The sequence below is a fragment of the Frondihabitans sp. VKM Ac-2883 genome (assembly GCF_015350875.1).
Taxonomy (GTDB): Bacteria; Actinomycetota; Actinomycetes; order Actinomycetales; family Microbacteriaceae; genus Frondihabitans.
On record NZ_JADKSF010000005.1, the window covers coordinates 189,954 to 207,342 of the forward strand.

General features: G+C 68.7%; 20 protein-coding genes and 1 tRNA gene. 16 read left to right on the top strand and 5 right to left on the bottom strand.

What is annotated here, in order from left to right; genetic code table 11:
- The first annotated feature begins 17 nt into the window (after nucleotides 1–17).
- Nucleotides 18–821 carry a hypothetical protein gene (locus ITJ49_RS11255; protein WP_194605247.1) on the top strand — a complete coding sequence of 268 codons (804 nt, stop codon included), beginning with the start codon at nucleotides 18–20 and terminating at the stop codon, nucleotides 819–821.
- Between the two features lie 109 nt (nucleotides 822–930).
- Here ITJ49_RS11255 and ITJ49_RS11260 read toward each other — a convergent pair whose 3' ends face one another.
- The gene (locus tag ITJ49_RS11260) at nucleotides 931–1,206 is read right to left on the bottom strand and encodes a DUF4031 domain-containing protein (protein WP_194605250.1); all 276 of its coding nucleotides are present in this window, start codon (nucleotides 1,204–1,206) and stop codon (nucleotides 931–933) included.
- 171 nt (nucleotides 1,207–1,377) lie between these two features.
- Between ITJ49_RS11260 and rplU the strand changes: the two genes are divergently transcribed.
- The 12 genes from rplU to ITJ49_RS11320 all read left to right on the top strand — a co-directional run bounded on the left by rplU (nucleotide 1,378) and on the right by ITJ49_RS11320 (nucleotide 10,353).
- Nucleotides 1,378–1,689, top strand: a complete 312-nt coding sequence (gene rplU, locus ITJ49_RS11265; protein WP_123942586.1) for a 50S ribosomal protein L21 — start codon at nucleotides 1,378–1,380, stop codon at nucleotides 1,687–1,689.
- An 18-nt stretch (nucleotides 1,690–1,707) separates the two neighbouring features.
- Nucleotides 1,708–1,965: a 50S ribosomal protein L27 gene (gene rpmA, locus ITJ49_RS11270; protein WP_123942584.1), complete on the top strand. Its 258-nt coding sequence runs from the start codon at nucleotides 1,708–1,710 to the stop codon at nucleotides 1,963–1,965.
- 117 nt (nucleotides 1,966–2,082) lie between these two features.
- The gene (obgE, locus tag ITJ49_RS11275) at nucleotides 2,083–3,759 is read left to right on the top strand and encodes a GTPase ObgE (RefSeq protein ID WP_194605253.1); all 1,677 of its coding nucleotides are present in this window, start codon (nucleotides 2,083–2,085) and stop codon (nucleotides 3,757–3,759) included.
- Nucleotides 3,760–3,827: 68 nt separating this feature from the next.
- Nucleotides 3,828–4,643 carry a glutamate 5-kinase gene (gene proB / locus ITJ49_RS11280; RefSeq protein ID WP_194605553.1) on the top strand — a complete coding sequence of 272 codons (816 nt, stop codon included), beginning with the start codon at nucleotides 3,828–3,830 and terminating at the stop codon, nucleotides 4,641–4,643.
- 89 nt (nucleotides 4,644–4,732) lie between these two features.
- Nucleotides 4,733–6,037, top strand: coding sequence for a glutamate-5-semialdehyde dehydrogenase (locus ITJ49_RS11285; RefSeq protein WP_194605256.1), 1,305 nt, complete (start codon nucleotides 4,733–4,735; stop codon nucleotides 6,035–6,037).
- Between the two features lie 56 nt (nucleotides 6,038–6,093).
- A complete protein-coding gene (locus ITJ49_RS11290; protein ID WP_055962724.1) occupies nucleotides 6,094–6,333 on the top strand; it encodes a hypothetical protein in 240 nt (79 codons plus the stop codon).
- 113 nt (nucleotides 6,334–6,446) lie between these two features.
- Nucleotides 6,447–7,097 carry a nicotinate-nucleotide adenylyltransferase gene (gene nadD, locus ITJ49_RS11295; protein WP_194605555.1) on the top strand — a complete coding sequence of 217 codons (651 nt, stop codon included), beginning with the start codon at nucleotides 6,447–6,449 and terminating at the stop codon, nucleotides 7,095–7,097.
- Nucleotides 7,094–8,581 (top strand): hypothetical protein, encoded by a 1,488-nt coding sequence (locus ITJ49_RS11300; RefSeq protein WP_194605259.1) that lies wholly within the window; start codon nucleotides 7,094–7,096, stop codon nucleotides 8,579–8,581. Before nadD ends, ITJ49_RS11300 begins: the two co-directional genes overlap by 4 nt.
- A 79-nt stretch (nucleotides 8,582–8,660) precedes the next feature.
- The gene (rsfS, locus tag ITJ49_RS11305) at nucleotides 8,661–9,038 is read left to right on the top strand and encodes a ribosome silencing factor (RefSeq protein ID WP_055962720.1); all 378 of its coding nucleotides are present in this window, start codon (nucleotides 8,661–8,663) and stop codon (nucleotides 9,036–9,038) included.
- A gap of 209 nt (nucleotides 9,039–9,247) precedes the next feature.
- A tRNA-Ala gene (locus ITJ49_RS11310) sits at nucleotides 9,248–9,323 on the top strand.
- Between the two features lie 84 nt (nucleotides 9,324–9,407).
- Entirely contained in the window at nucleotides 9,408–9,863 is a 456-nt protein-coding gene (locus tag ITJ49_RS11315) for a VanZ family protein (protein ID WP_194605262.1), read from the top strand.
- A gap of 142 nt (nucleotides 9,864–10,005) precedes the next feature.
- Nucleotides 10,006–10,353 carry a hypothetical protein gene (locus ITJ49_RS11320; RefSeq protein WP_194605265.1) on the top strand — a complete coding sequence of 116 codons (348 nt, stop codon included), beginning with the start codon at nucleotides 10,006–10,008 and terminating at the stop codon, nucleotides 10,351–10,353.
- A 21-nt stretch (nucleotides 10,354–10,374) separates the two neighbouring features.
- Here the strand turns inward: ITJ49_RS11320 and ITJ49_RS11325 are convergent, their stop codons facing one another.
- Entirely contained in the window at nucleotides 10,375–11,823 is a 1,449-nt protein-coding gene (locus tag ITJ49_RS11325) for an LCP family protein (protein WP_194605268.1), read from the bottom strand.
- Nucleotides 11,824–11,996: 173 nt separating this feature from the next.
- On the opposite strand from ITJ49_RS11325, the gene ITJ49_RS11330 reads away from it, so the two are divergent.
- Nucleotides 11,997–13,415: an MFS transporter gene (locus tag ITJ49_RS11330; RefSeq protein ID WP_194605271.1), complete on the top strand. Its 1,419-nt coding sequence runs from the start codon at nucleotides 11,997–11,999 to the stop codon at nucleotides 13,413–13,415.
- Between the two features lie 157 nt (nucleotides 13,416–13,572).
- Here the strand turns inward: ITJ49_RS11330 and ITJ49_RS11335 are convergent, their stop codons facing one another.
- Complete coding sequence (locus ITJ49_RS11335) at nucleotides 13,573–14,427, bottom strand: SDR family oxidoreductase (RefSeq protein WP_194605274.1); 855 nt, start codon at nucleotides 14,425–14,427, stop codon at nucleotides 13,573–13,575.
- 94 nt (nucleotides 14,428–14,521) lie between these two features.
- Here ITJ49_RS11335 and ITJ49_RS11340 point away from each other — a divergent pair, with 94 nt between their 5' ends.
- The gene (locus ITJ49_RS11340) at nucleotides 14,522–14,896 is read left to right on the top strand and encodes a helix-turn-helix domain-containing protein (RefSeq protein ID WP_194605277.1); all 375 of its coding nucleotides are present in this window, start codon (nucleotides 14,522–14,524) and stop codon (nucleotides 14,894–14,896) included.
- 12 nt (nucleotides 14,897–14,908) lie between these two features.
- Here the strand turns inward: ITJ49_RS11340 and ITJ49_RS11345 are convergent, their stop codons facing one another.
- Nucleotides 14,909–15,364, bottom strand: coding sequence for a MaoC/PaaZ C-terminal domain-containing protein (locus ITJ49_RS11345; protein WP_194605280.1), 456 nt, complete (start codon nucleotides 15,362–15,364; stop codon nucleotides 14,909–14,911).
- A gap of 9 nt (nucleotides 15,365–15,373) precedes the next feature.
- Complete coding sequence (locus ITJ49_RS18230) at nucleotides 15,374–15,958, bottom strand: phosphatase PAP2 family protein (protein WP_370544483.1); 585 nt, start codon at nucleotides 15,956–15,958, stop codon at nucleotides 15,374–15,376.
- Between the two features lie 63 nt (nucleotides 15,959–16,021).
- On the opposite strand from ITJ49_RS18230, the gene ITJ49_RS11355 reads away from it, so the two are divergent.
- Nucleotides 16,022–17,164 (top strand): TIGR03364 family FAD-dependent oxidoreductase, encoded by a 1,143-nt coding sequence (locus tag ITJ49_RS11355; protein ID WP_194605283.1) that lies wholly within the window; start codon nucleotides 16,022–16,024, stop codon nucleotides 17,162–17,164.
- Nucleotides 17,165–17,389: the final 225 nt, after the last annotated feature.

The window sequence follows — 17,389 nt, forward strand, 5'->3', positions numbered from 1 at the left end:
GCCGAGAGGAGTCGCGCGTGTCCACACCGAAGACTCCTCCCGGCCCGCACTCGGCCCCGCACGCGTCACCCGGAAGGCGGGCGTCGTCGAGGCGGCGCCGCCGAGGTTCGCGCCTGCCGGACGGCTTGGCAGACGTCGGGGTCACGGCCGGGTCGGTGCTCGCCGCCGCCGTCGCCGTGGGAGTGCTGATCGTCGTCCGATTCGTCGTGGCGCTGATCCAGCTCCTGGGCAACGCGGTCGCCTACGATCCTTCGGCCTACGGCAGCGGTTTCCTGGCCGCTCCGGTCGGACTCTTCTTGCGCGCGGTCGTGCTCGACCCCCTGCCTTTCTACGTCGTCGCTCTCCTCGCCCTGGCCGTCATCTTCCACGTGACCGCGACCGTGTCCCTTCTGCTTGCTCTGGCGCGAGCCGTGGCAGCCGGAGTTGCTGGAGCAGCCGCACTCGTCGTCGTGGGCCTGATCGCCTCCGTGCCCTCGGGAGACGTAGCGACGATCGTCGTCGGCACCGTGTTCGCGCCGCTCGCACTCGGCGTGCAGCTCACCGCCGTCCTGGCCGGGGGAGTCACGCTCTCTTGGCTCTGGGCGACGCGCCTCGAGGCGGCCGGAGCGGCCACCGCGATCGACGCGTCGATGATCGACGTCGAAGGTGACGAGGATCCCTCGGTCGAGCCCCCCGAGAAGAGCTCGGTCGGTGGCGAAGAGGCGTCGGTCTCAGCCCACGCCGTGCCGGATCCTGCGGTCGATACTGCCGAGGCGCCTGCGCCGGCGCCGCCTTCCGACCCGGAGTCGCTCGCCCGCTTCGCCCCGCCCGCTCCGCGCTAGGCCGCTGCCGAATTCGAAGGAGAAACGCTGGCACCCGGACGACAACTCAAGGATCCGACGGGGTGCGGCCCCGAAATCTCCTTCGAATTCGCAGACGGGGCGCGCAGGATCAGCGCAACTGCCGCTTACGCCACTGCGGCACGCGCAACCCGCTGGCCTGCAGGCGCACGGCCAGCTCCTTGCCGCCCACCTGCAGCGCTCCGGCGGCAACGAGCTCGTCGTAGCGGCTTGCCGGAACGTCGTAGTGGTCGAAGTCGAACGCGCGTCGCGGGACGCCGTGAGCCGATGCGAACTCGTGCAGCTCGTCGTACGACGAATCGCTGACGAGGTGCGACCACACGGTGTCGTGGGCGGGCCAGACGGGATCGTCGATCAGGATGCTCACGCCGGAATGCTACTCGCCGCTGTTTGACGCTCCCGCCCCCGGCCGGTAGTCTTGGCCGTTGGTGCGTGCTCTCGAAGCCGCCCAGACTTCTCGGCCCGGCCATCTGCGCTCGGGCATATCGGGCCTCAGACGGCGATCGCCATCGGAAGCCACCCCAACCAAGGAGCATCCATGGCATTCGCAATCGTGCGCGCCGGTGGTCGTCAGGAGCGCGTCGAGGTCGGAACGATTCTGACCGTCGACCGTCTCAAGGCCGCCGAAGCCGACACCGTCTCGTTCGTCCCCGTCCTGCACGTCGACGGCGACACGATCCTGACCGGCGACGACCTCGCCAAGGTCACCGTCGAGGGCGAGGTCTTGAACGACCTCCGCGGCCCCAAGATCGTCATCCAGAACTACCGCAACAAGACCGGTTACAAGCGTCGCATGGGCTTCCGTGCCGACCTGACCCGCGTCAAGATCACCGCGATCACCACCAAGTAGAGAAGGGGCTGACAACTCATGGCACATAAAAAGGGCGCATCATCCACCCGTAACGGCCGCGACTCGAACGCTCAGCGCCTCGGCGTGAAGCGCTTCGGCGGTCAGGTCGTCTCGGCCGGCGAGATCATCGTCCGCCAGCGCGGCACCCACTTCCACCCCGGCGTCAACGTCGGCCGTGGCGGCGACGACACCCTGTTCGCCCTCGCCGCGGGCAGCGTCGAGTTCGGTGCCAAGGGCGGTCGCAAGGTCATCAACATCGTCGGCGCCGACGCGTAGCACCTGATTTCTCCGGATGGGCGAGCTTCGGCTCGCCCATCCGTGTTTAGAGCACCACCGCGTTCCTGCACCACCGCAATTCCAGCACCACCAACCCCAACGGACTGAGACAAACCCATGGCAACATTCGTCGACCACGTGTCGCTCCACCTCAAGGCGGGCAACGGCGGGGATGGCTGCGTCTCGGTCCGCCGCGAGAAGTTCAAGCCCCTCGCGGGCCCCGACGGCGGCAACGGCGGCCACGGCGGCGATATCGTGCTCGTCAGCGACACCGGCGTCACGACGCTCCTCGGCTTCCACCGCAACCCGCACCGCTCCAGCCCGAACGGCGGGCCCGGCATGGGCGACCACCGCTCCGGCAACAACGGCGAAGAGCTCGAGCTGCTCGTGCCCGTCGGCACGGTCGTCACCGACGTCGACGGCAACGAGCTCATCGACATGAACGTGTCGGGCCTCCGCTACGTCGTGGCCGAAGGGGGCATCGGCGGCCTCGGCAATGCCGCTCTCTCGTCGACCAAGCGCAAGGCGCCCGGCTTCGCTCTGCTCGGCACGCCCGGTTGGCAGGGTGACGTCATGCTCGAGCTCAAGGTCGTCGCCGACGTCGCGCTCGTGGGCTACCCCTCGGCCGGCAAGTCGAGCCTCGTCGCCGCCATCTCGGCCGCCAAGCCGAAGATCGCCGACTACCCGTTCACGACCCTGCACCCGAACCTCGGTGTCGTCGAGTCGGGAGCCACGCGCTTCACCGTCGCCGACGTCCCCGGTCTCATCGAGGGCGCGAGCGAGGGCAAGGGCCTCGGGCTCGAGTTCTTGCGCCACGTCGAGCGCTGCTCGGCCCTCCTGCACGTGCTCGACTGCGCCACGCTCGAGCCCGGCCGCGACCCGCTGACCGACCTCGAGGTCATCAAGGCCGAACTGGCGGCCTATCCCGTGCCCGCCGGTCAGCTGCCGTTGCTCGAGCGCGCGCAGATGATCGTGCTGAACAAGATCGACGTGCCCGAGGCGCGCGAGCTCGCTGACTTCGTGCGCGCCGACCTCGAAGGCCAGGGCTACCGCGTCTTCGAGATCTCCGCCGTCTCGCGCGAGGGCCTCCGCGAGCTCTCGTTCGCCCTCGCCGAGGTGGTCGAGGCCGACCGTGCCGCGCGTGCCGCGGAAGAGCTCGAGCGCCCGCGTATCGTCATCCGCCCGCGGGCCGTCAACGAGTCGAAGTTCACCGTCACGGTGGAGGGCGGCACGTACGGCAACCTGTACCGGATCCGCGGCATCAAGCCGGAGCGCTGGGTCATGCAGACGCAGTTCAACAACGAAGAGGCCGTCGGCTACCTCGCCGACCGTCTCAACAAGCTCGGCATCGAAGACCAGCTGTTCAAGGCGGGCGCCGTCGCCGGATCCACCGTCGTCATCGGTGGTGTCGACGGCATCGTCTTCGACTGGGAGCCCACGCTCACCTCGACCGCCGAGCTCATGACCGCCGCTCGCGGAACCGACCCGCGCCTCCACCAGAGCTCCCGCCAGACCCGTAACGAGCGCCGGGAGGAGTACTTCGCCCGCATGGACGCTAAGGCCGAGGCACGCGCCGAGCTGATGCGCGAGCGCGCGGCCGGCCTGTGGACGGACGACGACGGATTCGAGGTCGACCCAGCCGTTCGCGACGCCGCCGAGCTCAGCGACGCCGACGCCCGCGATCAGGCCGAATTCGGCGACGAGGGCGACAGCACGCGCGAGAACGACAGCGCGCGCGAGAACGACAGCGCGCCCGAGAACGACACCGCACGAGAGGCCGACGAGAAGGCGTGACCGAGATCGAGGCCGGAGTGGGCACCGCAGAGCAGCAGGATCCCCCTCCCGCGGCAGCTCCGGTCGCCGTGTCGCGTGGTCCGCTTCGCTCGCGTGCCGACGTCCCGGCCGCTCGCCGCATCGTCGTCAAGGTGGGGTCGTCGTCGATCAGCGGGCCCAACGCCGATCAGATCGGCCCGCTCGTTGACGCTCTCGCCGACGCCTACGGCCGAGGATCCGAGGTCATCCTGGTCTCGTCGGGCGCTATCGCGACCGGCATGCCGTACCTCAATCTCGACGGCCGTCCGACCGACCTCGCGACCCAGCAGGCCGCCGCCGCGGTTGGGCAGAACGTGCTCATCTACCGGTATCAGGAGAGCCTTCGCCGCTACGGCATCGTGGCGGGCCAGGTGCTGTTGACCGCCGGCGACATCGATAATCCCACGCACCGGTCGAACGCCCAGCGCGCCATGGAGCGTCTGCTGAAGCTGCGCATCCTGCCGATCGTCAACGAGAACGACACCGTCGCCACGCACGAGATCCGCTTCGGCGACAACGACCGCCTCGCTGCCCTCGTCTCGGAACTGGTCGAGGCCGATCTCCTCGTTCTGCTCTCCGACGTCGATGCGCTCTACACGCGTCCGCCGCACGAGCCCGGCGCCGTCAAGATCACCGACGTGGTCTTCGGCGACGACCTCGCCGGCGTGACCTTCGGCTCGGCCGGAGCGGCCGGCGTCGGTACCGGCGGGGCAGGCACCAAGGTCGCCGCCGCACGCTTCGCGACGGAGGCCGGCACACCGGTTCTCGTGACGTCGACCACGCTCGTCGCCGAAGCGCTCTCGGGCGCCGATGTCGGCACGTGGTTCGGGGCGAGCGAGGGTGCACCGGCCGAGACAGCAGGCTGAGCTCGGCTCCGCGGATCCTGCCGCTGCAAACGCCTCTCGTCGACCTGACCGGGGCTGAGGATCCGATGAGCCGGCACTACACTCGGCGCATGTCGATCTCCGAAGTCGCCACGACCGCCCCCGAGACGCTCCCGCTCGACGGGCTCGACCCCGCCCTCGTGGCGAAGCTCGAACTCGCCCGTTCGGCCTCCCGGGCGCTCGCCACGGCGACGGCCGACGTCAAGAACACGGGGCTCACCGCCATCGCCCGAGCGGTGCGGTCGCAGAGCTCGCGAATCATCGCCGCCAACGAACTCGACCTGGCTCGCGGAAGCGACTCGGGAATGACGCAGGGGCTGCAAGACCGGCTCCGGCTCGACGAGGTCCGTCTCGACTCCCTCGCGGAGGCCACCGAGCTCATCGCGACGCTCGTCGACCCGGTGGGGGAGGCTCTTCGCGGCAAGATCCTGCCGAACGGCTTGCAGCTGACGCAGGTGCGAGTGCCCTTCGGCGTCGTCGGAGCGATCTATGAGGCTCGGCCGAACGTCACCATCGACATCGCGGCGCTTGCCCTGAAGAGCGGCAACGCCGCAGTCCTGCGAGGGGGGAGTGCTGCTGAGAGCACCAACCGCGTACTCGTCGAGGTCATCCAAGAGGCCCTCGAGTCGGCGGGTCTGCCCCGCGATGCCGTCCAGACCATCGACGAGTTCGGCCGCTCCGGCGCCACCGATCTGATGCGAGCTCGCGGCTACGTCGACGTACTCGTTCCGCGGGGGAGTGCGCAGCTGATCGACACGGTCGTGCAGGAGTCGAAGGTCCCCGTCATCGAGACCGGGGCGGGCGTGGTCCACGTGTTCCTCGACGAGTCGGCCGACGGCGACTGGGCCCGTGACATCGTGCACAACGCCAAAGTGCAACGGCCAAGCGTCTGCAACGCTCTCGAGACGCTGCTCGTGCACGAGGCGGCCGCCGAACGCCTCCTGCCCAGCGTGCTGGCCGACCTTCGCGCGGCGGGCGTCACGATCCACGCCGACGAGCGAACCCGTGCGCTCTTCGCCGACTCGGTGCCCGCGACCGCCGACGACTGGGCCACCGAGTACATGTCGCTCGACCTCTCGGTGAAGGTGGTCGACTCGATCGACGAGGCGATGGACCACATCGCCCGCTATTCGACCCATCACACCGAGTCGATCATCACCAACGACCTCCGCAACACGGAGCGCTTTCTGGCCGAGGTCGACAGCGCGGTCGTCATGGTCAACACCTCCCCGCGATTCACCGACGGGGGCGAATTCGGCTTCGGCGCAGAGGTGGGCATCTCGACGCAGAAGCTGCACGCTCGAGGGCCGATGGGGCTCCCCGAGCTCACCAGCAGCAAATGGATCGTTCGCGGGTCGGGGCAGGTGCGCGGCTAGCGCCTCGGTGAAGGCTAGACTCGACCGGTAGTACTGCCTGAACGGAGACCTCGCACATGATCACCAGCATCCTGGCCGCAGAAGAGCAACTCGCACCGGTTTTCGCGCCCGCGCCCGTCATCGCACTGATCGCGGCCGCCGTGTTCACGATCCTCGGCTTCGTCGTCTTCAGCTACAAGAACGTCGCCAACCGCGGCTACACCGGACCCGGTCATGACGACCAGCAGCCCGTGCACCACACCGTCGACACCGACAGCCTTCCGATCGACGAGTTCGGTCACCCCAAGGCCAACTGAGCAGCGGCCCGCAGGCCCTCCTCGTGACGACCGAAGCCTCCGTGTCGACCGATCAGTTGACGGCAGTTCGCTCGGCTGTTGGGGTGTCCGCGCCTCTGCGCCGCATCGGCGTCATGGGTGGCACCTTCGATCCCATCCACAACGGTCACCTCGTGGCAGCCAGTGAGGTCGCCACCGAATTCGATCTCGACGAGGTCGTCTTCGTGCCCACCGGTCAACCCTGGATGAAGAGCGGTCCGGGTCACCGAGTGGTGACGGAGGCCGAGCACCGCTACCTGATGACGGTGATCGCGACCGCGTCGAACCCGATGTTCACGGTCAGCCGCGTCGACATCGATCGTCAGGGCGCGACCTTCACGATCGACACTCTTCGCGACATCCGCGCCGAGCACCCCGACGCCCAGCTCTTCTTCATCACGGGTGCCGACGCCGTGGCGCAGATCCTCGACTGGAAAGACGTGCAGGAGCTCTGGGAGCTCGCGCACTTCGTCGCCGTGTCTCGGCCAGGACACGACCTCAGCGTCAGCGGCCTCCCAGAGAGCGAAGTAAGCTTGCTGGAGGTTCCCGCACTGGCGATCTCATCGACCGACTGCCGCAGCCGAGTCGGTCGGGGCTCTCCCGTCTGGTACCTGGTACCCGACGGCGTCGTCCAGTACATCTCGAAGCACCACCTGTACGAAGACGCCTCTGTCGAACCGCAGAGCATCACCGCACCGAGTACGAGCACAGAATCGGTCGAAGCGACCGTGACGGAGACTGAATGAGTTCGACAGACGGCCAGCCGCCACTCACCAGGCGGCAGGTGCGCGACCTCGAAAGGGCGAAAGAGGCGGGCGAGGCGATCACGGGGAGCATCTCGGTCGTCTCCGGTTCTCCCGTTCCGTCTGCCATGCCCGTGTCGTCCACAGCACCCGCGTCGTCGAAAGCACCCGTGTCGTCTCGAGCTCCCGGTTCGTCGAGTGCACCGGGGTCGACTTCGGTAACGGGCACCGGTCGCCCGGCAGCTGCCGCTCCGGCACCCGGCTCGATCGCAGCCCCCGGCCAGGGGCCGACCCGTCGAGAGCTTCGCGCTCAGCGCGACGCACTCCAGCCTGCCGATGCAGCGCCCGTACCCCTTCGGGCACCCCGACCGACGACGGCCGAGGGAGCCAGCGAGCGAGGGCTCTCTGACGCCCTGAGCCACGTGGCCGACATCGAGAATGGCACGCCCAGGCCCATCATCCCCCCGCGTGAGGCGCAGCCCATGCCCGCGGCCCCGATCCCGGCCGACGACGTCGACGACGCCGACGACGAGGTCGAGTCAGCCGGAACACCGGCGCCGCGGTCCGTGCACCGCTCGCCGGCGGTGGAAGAGCCTCTCGTCGAGACGCCGTCGGTCGCGGACGCGGCCGACGAGGGCCCGCGTCGACGTGGCACTGGTTCGACCCACAACACGGCCTCGCCCTCGGGTTCCGCACCCGCTCCGTCGTCGGTGCCCACGGTGTTCCCCCTGACGCTTTCGGGCTCCGAGAATGGCCCCGGTAAGGCTGCAACGCGTGCCGTCCCGGATCCTGCGCCCTCCCCTTCGTCGTCGCCGTCCGTTTCGGTCCCGTCGGCTCCGTCCGCTTCGTCGTCTTCTCCCGCGTCGGCGGCCCAGGCGGTTCCGAGAGTCACGCCGCCGATCGAGATCCCGCCCGTTCAGCCGCCCGCGGCCGAGAAGGCCGACGTAGCCGGAAGCAAAGGTGCGAGCACACCTCGCGTCCCGGCCTCGGTGCCCGAGTTGCCGACCCCCTACACGCCGCCGACCGGCCACTGGTCGACGCAGGCCGAGCGCGACGACGACGCCCACGGGCCCGTCGGTGGCAGTTTCAGCTCGTCGACCGGGCAGCACAACGCGCTCATCCTCGGCGACGACCGCCTCCCCGATGTCACCGGCGCCCTGAACGCCACCGGCGAAGTGATCATCACCGGATCGATCGACCTTCCGCGCAGTCTCGCGACGACCGGGTCGCACCACATCCAGCGCATCGACGGCGCCGACATCGATCGCATGCTCGAAGAGGGCGATCGCGAGCCCGAGGGCAACGACGCCACTCCTGTGCGAGCCAGTCGGGCCGTGAGCGCCAACACCTCGACCCGGCAGGTCGTGCTCGCCGGGGGCAAGCCCAAGACCAATCGCCTGCCAATCGTCGCTACGATCTGTGGCGCAGCCGTGGTTGTTGTTATCGTGGGTGGCGTCGTCGTCGGTTTCGTCACCGGCGTCCTGTAACTTTCTTCCCTCGCATCGAGCTTCACGTCGCGTGGTCGGTCTAGCCGGCCGTGACTCGACGTTTCACCCAAAGGAATCCGTGACAGCCACTCCCCGTGCCATCGAGCTCGTTCAGCTCGCCGCCCGTGCCGCCGACTCGAAGCAGGCTGACGATCTCGTCGCCCTCGACGTCTCCGAGCCCCTCGCCCTGACCGACGTGTTCCTCCTCGCCTCCGGGCGCAACGAGCGCAACGTGATCGCCATCGCCGGCGAGGTCGAAGACAAGATGCTCGAGGCGGGTGTCAAAGCTCTCCGCCGTGAGGGCCGCGCCGAGGGGCGATGGATCCTGCTCGACTTCGGCGACGTCGTCGTGCACGTGTTCCACGACGAAGACCGCCAGTTCTACTCGCTCGAGCGCCTCTGGAGCGACTGCCCCGCCATCGCGCTCGAATTGGAGACGACCTCGCAAGACGCGTAGTCGTCGGGCTCCGTTGCCTCGGCGCCAGGTCCGACTGACGCCGGGCACACGTCGCTTACCGTTTCACGCACCGCTTACCGACTAAACGGTGAGTCATGCGTAAAACGGTGAGCGAACCAGAGTCGTCGCACGTGGTCGAGACGGCTCGAAAAGTGTAGTAATCTTACAGGGTTGCTCCGGCCGGTAAGGCCAAAAGCAACACAAAGTTTGGGTCTGTGGCGCAGCTGGTAGCGCACCTGCATGGCATGCAGGGGGTCAGGGGTTCGAGTCCCCTCAGATCCACCAAGCAAACACTCACGCAGCAACCGGTTCGACACACGACATGGCCTCTCCCGAGCGGAGGGGCCATTTTTCGTCACAGGGGGGCGCATGCACCGACGACTCCATCCAGCGGAACGTCTCGCCCTCGTCGTCATTCTCGGGGCCATCCTGACGATCACCTTCTGGCCCACCCGGGTCGACGCGCCCATCGATGCCGGCCTCGAATCGGCACTGGCGGGGTGGCACGCTCGTGGCCTCCCCGGGTTCGTCGACTACGGTTTCGTCCAGACCTCGGCGAACGTGCTCTTCTTCGCGCCGTTCGGAGCCCTCGTCGCGTCGGTGCTGCTCGTGCGGCTGTGGTGGTCGGCGGGGGTGCTCGGCTTGGCGCTGTCTCTCGTGGTGGAGGGGAGTCAGGCCCTCTTTCTGCCCGATCGTGTGGCGTCTGCCGGTGATCTCGCCGCGAACACGGCCGGGGCCCTCATCGGGGCCGCTGTCGTCGCGCTGGTGCGGCGAGTTCGGTCTCGGCGCCGAGAGTGCCCGAACGGCCCTCCAGCCGCCGTGTAGGCGACCATCTGGCCACTCTCGGCCGGGACGGCCACTGAACTGCGCGCCAGCGCGAACGCGCGCAGGTGTCATGCCGCCCCAGATGTGTCAAGGGGACTCCTCCAAGAGGGCGCTCCCCAGCTTCACCGGGTACGACCGAGGGATGGAACGTATCCACTATGTAGACGGCTCGGTTGTGACCGGAACCGCCATTGCCCAGTCGCTCCTCCGCTTCGGCGAGGCATTGGCTCGCAGGCAGTCGTCTGCGACCGTCCGGATTCCTACACGCCAGGCCGACGGGGCAGTCGGATCGGCGACCTTCCTGCTGGGGCCGGCTAGCCAGATGGTCACCGAATCCGAGTCGAGCCCCTACGACGAGTTGGTCGACGAGGCCCTCGTGTCCACATTCGAGCGCGAGGCGAGTCTGTTGGGGGTGCCGCGGGTGCAGATCGACGACCAACCGACGGCCGCCGCCGAGCTGAGCGTCAGCCTCGACGTCGACGAGAGCTAATTCGACGCCGAGGTCGCTGCCTCAGTTGATGCAGGGGATCGAACTGTCGGCTGCGCTGGTTGCCTGGTCGCTGGATCCTTTGGTCTTCGATGTTCCCGACGTGCCCGACCCCGAAGACGAGGATCCGTCCGACCCCGCTGAACCCGACGTCGCGGTCGATTTCGCCGCTGCACCGTCGGTGCCCAGCACGACCGTGACGTTAGCGACACCCGTGACGGCCTCGAGGGTCGCTCCGGGCACGTACTTCGCGACCAGCTTGGCCTCGGCCGCCCTCGATGCCGGGTACTGGACCGTCGTGGCCTCCCGTGTCGACACCGACGAGACCGCCGTCGTTGAGAAGCCCGCGGTCGACAGGGCCGACGAACTCGCCAACGCGGCGCCGTCGACGCCGCTGCCGTTCAGCACGCTGACCGTGACCTCGCTGGGCTTCACGGCCGCGGCCGCAGAGGTCGTGCTGCTGGTCGACTCTTTCGTCTCGTCGAGCGAGGCGATGAACGAGGGCATCTTGGCGGTATCGACCTGCACGATCGAGACGGCCGTGCCGCCGACGGTGATGGTCGGGGTTCCCGAGGTGGGAATGCTCGTCGATTCGAGATCGCCGCCCGCGAGCCCCCTTAGCTGCGTCGCGAGGGTTAGCCAGTTGAGGTCGGGGTCGGTCTGAATGGCCGAGCTCGCCGCGGTGAGTGCGGAGTTGAGCTTGCCGGGGTTGAGGATCGTGCCGGCGGAGAGGAAGTTCTTCGCCTCGCGGCTGAGGAAGTAGCGCTGCCGCGCCTGTCGATCAAAGTCGCCGTTGGGGAGTCCGTGGCGTTGGCGAACGAACGCCAGGGCCTGCTTGGCATCGAGGGTCGACACTCCCGCGGGGGCCTTAAAGGTCGAATAATTGTCGTCGACGGCGTCGTTGAGGCAGACCTTGATCGGCCCGAGTGATTTCGCGACGTCGTAGAAGCCGAGCATCGAGATGCGGACGAAGTGGTCGATGTGCAGTCCGCTGACGTTCTCGATCGTCTTCACCAGGAGTTGCGCACCCCCGGCGTCGCCGCCCTTCTGGCTGCCGTAGACGAAGGCGGCGTTGAGTTTTCCTTCGCCGTAGCCGGGGATGTCCACCCACGAGTCGCGGGGGAACGAGATGAGCGAGGCCTTCGCCCCGCCGTCCGGGATGTGGAGCACGAGCATCGTGTCGGTATTCGTGCCGCCGCCGTCAGCGGTGGTGCCGAGTTCGGCGAGCTCGGCCGCGGAAGCATTGGCGGGCCGGTGATCATCGCCGACGAGCAGGATGTTCTCGCCCGACGACGAGGCGACCGAGGTCGTTGAGGGGATCGCGTCGATGTGCGTCACGCCTCCGACGAAGTGGTTGTAGTTGTAGACCGCGTAGCCGACGGTCGCTACGAGCAGGGCGACGACGACCACGGCGACCCATCGGACGACGTGTCGCGGGCGGACGCGGAGTCGCGTGCGAGGTGAATCGGACATTCCGGAACCCAATCATCGGTTGCAGTGACGGAACCGAAGACTAACCGAGAGCATCGGGACGTTCCGTGGAAAAGGGGTCTCCGACGCACAAAGTCAGCCCTGCGAAGGGGTTCGGGCGGTACCAGCGGGGGAGGAGCGGGGCGCCGTTCGCGTCACGGGCCATACTTGAGCGGATGACGTCGTTGAAGAGCGGGAGCACGAGCTCGAACGCGCTTGCCCTGCTCGTGGCCGGGTGCTTCTTCATGGAGAACCTCGACTCGACCATCGTCACCACGGCGGTGCCGAGCATCGCACGCGACCTGCACGTCGACGCGACCAGCGTCGGCGTGACCATCACGGCCTATGTGCTCACCGTCGCCGTGCTGATCCCGGTGACGGGCTGGCTCGCGGATCGCTTCGGGAGCCGAAGGATCCTGCTGACCGCGATCGCCCTCTTCACGCTCGCCTCGATCGCCTGTGCCGCCAGCACCTCTCTGCCGATGCTCGTCGTCGCGCGGGTCGTTCAAGGTATCGGTGGGGCGATGATGGTGCCCGTCGGTCGCATGACCGTCTTACGCGTGACCGAGAAGAAAGACGTGATCCGCGCGGTGGCCTGGCTCACGTGGCCGGCCCTTGTGGCGCCGATCCTCGCCCCGTTCGTCGGAGGACTCCTGACCACGTACGCGTCGTGGCACTGGATCTTCGTCGTGAACGTGCCGCTCGGGATCCTCGGGTTCGTCGTCGCGCTTCGGGTGGTCCCCGGGCGTTCGGATATCCCCGCGGGCGAGTTCGAGCCGACACCGCCCGACTGGCTCGGCCTCGCGCTGACGAGCATCGGCATCGGCTGCCTCGTCTGGGGAACGACGCTGCTCGCCAGCACTCCGGTCGATGTGGCTCAGGCCCTGGTGTTCCTGGTCGCCGGCGCTGTCGGGGTGACGCTTGCCCTGCGGCACCTCCGGCGCACCCCGCAGCCGTTCGTCGATCTGCGTCTGCTGCGGATCCACACCTACGCTGTCGCGCTCGGGGGAGGATCCGCCTACCGGTTCGTCATCAGCGCGATTCCGTTCGTGCTGCCGCTGCTCTACCAGGGTGCGTTCGGCTGGACGCCGCTGCAGGCGGGGAGTGCGATCCTCTTCCTCTTCGCCGGGAACCTCGGCGTGAAGCCCGCCACCACCTGGATGATCCGCACGTTCGGGTTCCGGCGGCTGCTGCTCGTCGCGCACGTCGTCGGGGTGGTCTGCCTCCTCGGCATGTCGACCTTCCGCCCCGCGACCCCGTTCGGCCTCATGATCGCGGTGCTCGTGCTTTCGGGAGCGGCACGGTCGGTGGGCTTCACGGCGTACAACACGCTCACCTACGCCGACGTCGAGAAGCCGCAGATGACTGGGGCCACCGTGCTCGACTCGACGATCCAGCAGATCGCCATCGGCGCCGGAATCGCCCTGGGCGCCGTGGCGATCTCGGCCGGTCGGCTGATCGGCGCTCCGACGAACGCGTCGCCCGTGTTCGCCTACGACTTCGCGCTCGCAGTGATCGCCGTCGTGATGCTCGCCGCACTGATTCCGGCGTGGCGATTGCCGGTGTCGGCCGGTGCGTCGCTGATGGCGCGCTGACGGGCTGCACGCGCAAACGACTCAGACCCGCACGGGTGGCCTAGACATCCGCCCTAGGGCAGGTGTCTGAGCCGATTGTGCGGGTCTGAGCCGACTGAGCGGGTCTGAGCCGATTGAGCGGGTCTGAACCGACTGTGCGGGTCTGACGCGGTGCTACCTACTGCGCGGCGGCGAGGCCCTCGGCGAGTGGCGTCGTGGGGCGGCCGATGAGTCGGGCGAGGGCACCGCTCGTCTCGGCGAGCAGGCCGTCGCGGATGTTGCCGTCGAGCGCGACCACGAATCCGACCGTGCCCTCGTCGAGCCCGAACCCCGTGAGCTGCTCGGCGTGCTCCTCGGGGGTGAGCGCACGATACGAGACGGGCGATCCGATGATGCCGGCGATGGCCTCGGCGAGCTCGGAGAAGTTCCAGGCGTAGTCGCCCGAGAGTTCGAAGATCTCGCCCGCGGTCGTGTCGTCGAGGAGTGCGACGGCGGCCGCCTCGGCATAGTCTTTGCGGCTCGCACTGGCGACCCGTCCGTCGCCGACGCTCGCCGTGATCTCGCCGGACTCGCGGGCCTTGCCCACCTCGCCGACGTAGTTCTCGGTGTACCAGCCGTTGCGGAGGATCGTGAAGGGCACTCCCGAGGCACGCAGGTGCTCTTCGGTGGCCTTGTGCTCCGGGGCGAGGATGAGCGCGGTGTCGTCGGCGTGCGGGGCGCTCGTGTAGACGATGCGTGCCACGCCCGCGGCCTTCGCCGCATCGATCACGGCAGTGTGCTGCGGAACGCGCTGCCCGACGGCGTCGCTCGACACCAGCACGACGACGTCGCCGGCACCGAGAGCGGCCGCGATCGTCTCGGGCTTCGAGTAGTCGAGCGTCGCGGTCGTGACGCCATGGTCGGCGAGGCTGGCGATCTTCGTCGTGTCGCGGGCCGTCGCGACGATGCTCGACGGCTCGGCGCCGCGCGCGAGGAGGGCGTCGACGATGAGGGCTCCGAGCTGGCCGGAGGCGGCGGTGACGATATACGACATGAGTGGTTCCTTTCGAGGGGTGTGACTGCCTCAACCCTTTCTATCGCACGATTCTTCCCCACGCGCAGTACGCACCTTTTGGTAAGTTAGTGGAATGGACGTCAGTTTCGCGGTGCACCGGGAGCGACCGGGCTTCGCCGGTGGCAAATACCCTGCCGATTGCTCGAGCCGCATCGTGCTCAATCACATCACCAGTCGCTGGGGCGTGCTCGTGCTGCTGTCGCTCGAGCGGGGCACCCTGCGCTGGGGCGAACTGAGGCGCGAGGTCGAGGGGATCAGCGAGAAGATGCTCGCGTCGACGCTCAAGACGTTCGAGGCCGACGGGATCCTGCACCGCGAAGCGCAGCCGACCGTGCCGCCGCGGGTCGATTACACCCTCACCGAGCGCGGTCGCGAAGTCGCGACGCGACTCATGCCGCTGATGGACTGGATCGCCGACAACGCCGACGACATCGTCGGAGAGCGCTGACGACTCACGCGGTCAGGAGATCGCGGCCGCCCGGGTCAGCACCATGATGTCCATCCGGCCGGTCTGGACGACCTCGCCGTGCTGATTCGCGAGCGTCACGGTGCGCTCGACGATGCCGGTCGTGCCGGACGACGTCAGGCGGGTCGACAGCACCTCGACCGTGCAGGTCACCGTGTCGCCGATGAACAGCGGGGCGACGAACCTCCACCCGTCGATGCCGAGCAGGGCGACGGCGGAACCGTCGAAGACGCCGGTCCGCGAGATGAGCCCGAGGCACAGCGAGGTGCCCAGCACGCCGTGCACGATTCGCTGACCGAAACGAGTCGACTTCGCGAACTCGGCATCGGTGTGCACCTGGTTGTTGTCGTTTGTCCAGCTGGCGAACGATATGACGTCGGCTTCGGTGATGGTGCGACCGGGGGTGACGAACGTCTGCCCGGCCGACAGGTCTTCGAGATAGTGCGGCACGCCGTCAGTCTACGAGCGGGCCCGCCCGGAGCGGACGAGGATCCGACCCACCGCCGCGACACCGACCCCGATCAGTGCCCCGCCGACCACGTCCGAGAGCCAGTGCGCTCCCACGTGCAGACGCGAGTAGCCCACCACCGCGGCGATCGGGACGACAGCGACAGCCAGAGCCGGATTCTCGATCGCGACGCCCGACGCGAAGGCGGCCGCGCTTGCCGTGTGGCCCGACGGGAACGACGCCGACTGCGGGAAGACCTTCAGCTGACGCGCGACAGGTACGTCGGCGGCGACCGGACGGTGCCCGCCGAAGATCGGCTTCGCGACGAGGTTCGCCACCGCGCTCGACCCGGCGAGCGACAGGAGCCCACGCACCGCCGCTCGGCGGCCGGTCCGCCCGGTCAGGGCGAGCCCGGCAGCGACGGCGTACCAGAGCAGCCCGTTGTTGGCGCTGGTCGTCAGACCGAGCAGGGCGCGATCGGCACGGGCTCTCGGGGTGGAGCCGTTGATGCGGCGACCGACCTGCTGGTCGAAGGCGAGGATCGACCGGGGAAGGATGCTGGGGGTGTCAGAGGACGAAGGCGGGCGAAGGGGCACCGCAACACCTAACCACGGTTCGTTGTTCACCCGCCGTCAACCGCTCCGACGTAGCGTCGCGCCATGGCAAAGGAACTCGACCAGATCGTCGACGTCGCTATCGTCGGCGCCGGAATCGTCGGCCTCGGGCACGCTCTCGCAGCCGTCGACCGCGGCCTCTCCGTGCTGGTCATCGACCGCACGAGTCGGCAGAACGGATCGACGATCCGCAACTTCGGCCACGCCTGCATCACCGTGCAGGCGGGGGCCGCGCAGGTGCACGCCGATCGGAGTCGCGAACTCTGGTTGCGGCTCCGCGACGAGGCCGGACTCTGGATGCGCGACACCGGCGGCTACGTCGTGGCCCGCGCGGAGGACGAGCTGGCCGCACTCCGCGAATTCGCCGCGCGGAGGCCGGGGAGTGCGCGGATCCTCGACGCCTCGTCGACGGCCGCCGCCACCGGCGCCGACCCCGCCGTAATCGTCGGCGGGGCGCACCTCCTCGACGACCTCCAGGTCAACCCCCGCGAGGCCGCGGCCCAGATCACCGCCTACCTCGAGTCGCGCGGGGTGCAGTTCCAGTTCTCGACCGCGGTGCGCACGATTCGCTCGGGGCGCCTGCACACCACCCGCGGCCGCGTCGGCGCCGACCAGATCATCGTCGCCGTGAACTACGACGTCGACCAGCTGTTTCCCGAGCTCGGAGCCGCGTACGAGGTCGAACGCTGCGGACTCGACATGCTGCGCGTGCGGATGCCCGAGCTGCGCGCGCCCCTCTCGGGCCCCGTGCTCACCGGCTGGTCGATGCTGCGCTACTCCGGCTTCGCGACGTCACCATCGCTTGCGGCTGTCCGATCGCGCCTCTTCGCATCGGCACCGGCACTCGCGGCCCGCGACGTCAACCAGATGTACACGCAGTTCGCCGACGGAACGGTCGTCGTCGGCGACACCCACTACCGTGACGACACCGTGACGCCGTTTCAGGAGGAGGCGGCGTTCGACGCGCTGCTCGACGAGACGGCCGGATTCTTCGGCGTCGCGCGGGCGGGCATCGAGGTCGCCGAGCGGTGGCAGGGCGTCTATGCGTCGGCGCCGGCGGAGTTCTTGGTCGACGAGCCTCTCGACGGGGTGCGCGTCGTGTCGGTCACCACCGGTATCGGCATGACGACGGGCCTCGGGCTCGCCGACCGCGTGATGTCAGAGATCTACGAGCCCGTCGGGGAGTAGCGCGGGGTGCGCCCCGGGCGCCCCGGGGCGCCGAGATCGCACTTGGGGTCGGGTGGGGGCGACCACTACTGCGATCTCGGCGCGACGTGGCCCGATCTGCGGCTGGCGCGGGGCGCTGAGCGTAGATCGGGCCATCTCGCGCGGGCGGGTGCGGGCGGGGTGACCCGAGGCCGGGCGCGACGACGCCCCCGCACGCGAGCGTGCGAGGGCGTCGGGGTGGAGCTC

What these genes read in the sequence shown, in the direction of transcription:
- rplU (WP_123942586.1), top strand. Translation starts at nt 1,378, where the DNA reads ATGGCATTCGCAATCGTGCGCGCCGGTGGTCGTCAGGAGCGCGTCGAG.
- ITJ49_RS11315 (WP_194605262.1), top strand. Translation starts at nt 9,408, where the DNA reads ATGCACCGACGACTCCATCCAGCGGAACGTCTCGCCCTCGTCGTCATT.
- ITJ49_RS11300 (WP_194605259.1), top strand. Translation starts at nt 7,094, where the DNA reads ATGAGTTCGACAGACGGCCAGCCGCCACTCACCAGGCGGCAGGTGCGC.
- nadD (WP_194605555.1), top strand. Translation starts at nt 6,447, where the DNA reads ATGGGTGGCACCTTCGATCCCATCCACAACGGTCACCTCGTGGCAGCC.
- ITJ49_RS11320 (WP_194605265.1), top strand. Translation starts at nt 10,006, where the DNA reads ATGGAACGTATCCACTATGTAGACGGCTCGGTTGTGACCGGAACCGCC.
- ITJ49_RS11335 (WP_194605274.1), bottom strand. Translation starts at nt 14,427, where the DNA reads ATGTCGTATATCGTCACCGCCGCCTCCGGCCAGCTCGGAGCCCTCATC.
- ITJ49_RS11355 (WP_194605283.1), top strand. Translation starts at nt 16,022, where the DNA reads ATGGCAAAGGAACTCGACCAGATCGTCGACGTCGCTATCGTCGGCGCC.
- rpmA (WP_123942584.1), top strand. Translation starts at nt 1,708, where the DNA reads ATGGCACATAAAAAGGGCGCATCATCCACCCGTAACGGCCGCGACTCG.
- ITJ49_RS11285 (WP_194605256.1), top strand. Translation starts at nt 4,733, where the DNA reads ATGTCGATCTCCGAAGTCGCCACGACCGCCCCCGAGACGCTCCCGCTC.
- ITJ49_RS11325 (WP_194605268.1), bottom strand. Translation starts at nt 11,823, where the DNA reads ATGTCCGATTCACCTCGCACGCGACTCCGCGTCCGCCCGCGACACGTC.
- obgE (WP_194605253.1), top strand. Translation starts at nt 2,083, where the DNA reads ATGGCAACATTCGTCGACCACGTGTCGCTCCACCTCAAGGCGGGCAAC.
- ITJ49_RS11330 (WP_194605271.1), top strand. Translation starts at nt 11,997, where the DNA reads ATGACGTCGTTGAAGAGCGGGAGCACGAGCTCGAACGCGCTTGCCCTG.
- ITJ49_RS11290 (WP_055962724.1), top strand. Translation starts at nt 6,094, where the DNA reads ATGATCACCAGCATCCTGGCCGCAGAAGAGCAACTCGCACCGGTTTTC.
- ITJ49_RS11340 (WP_194605277.1), top strand. Translation starts at nt 14,522, where the DNA reads ATGGACGTCAGTTTCGCGGTGCACCGGGAGCGACCGGGCTTCGCCGGT.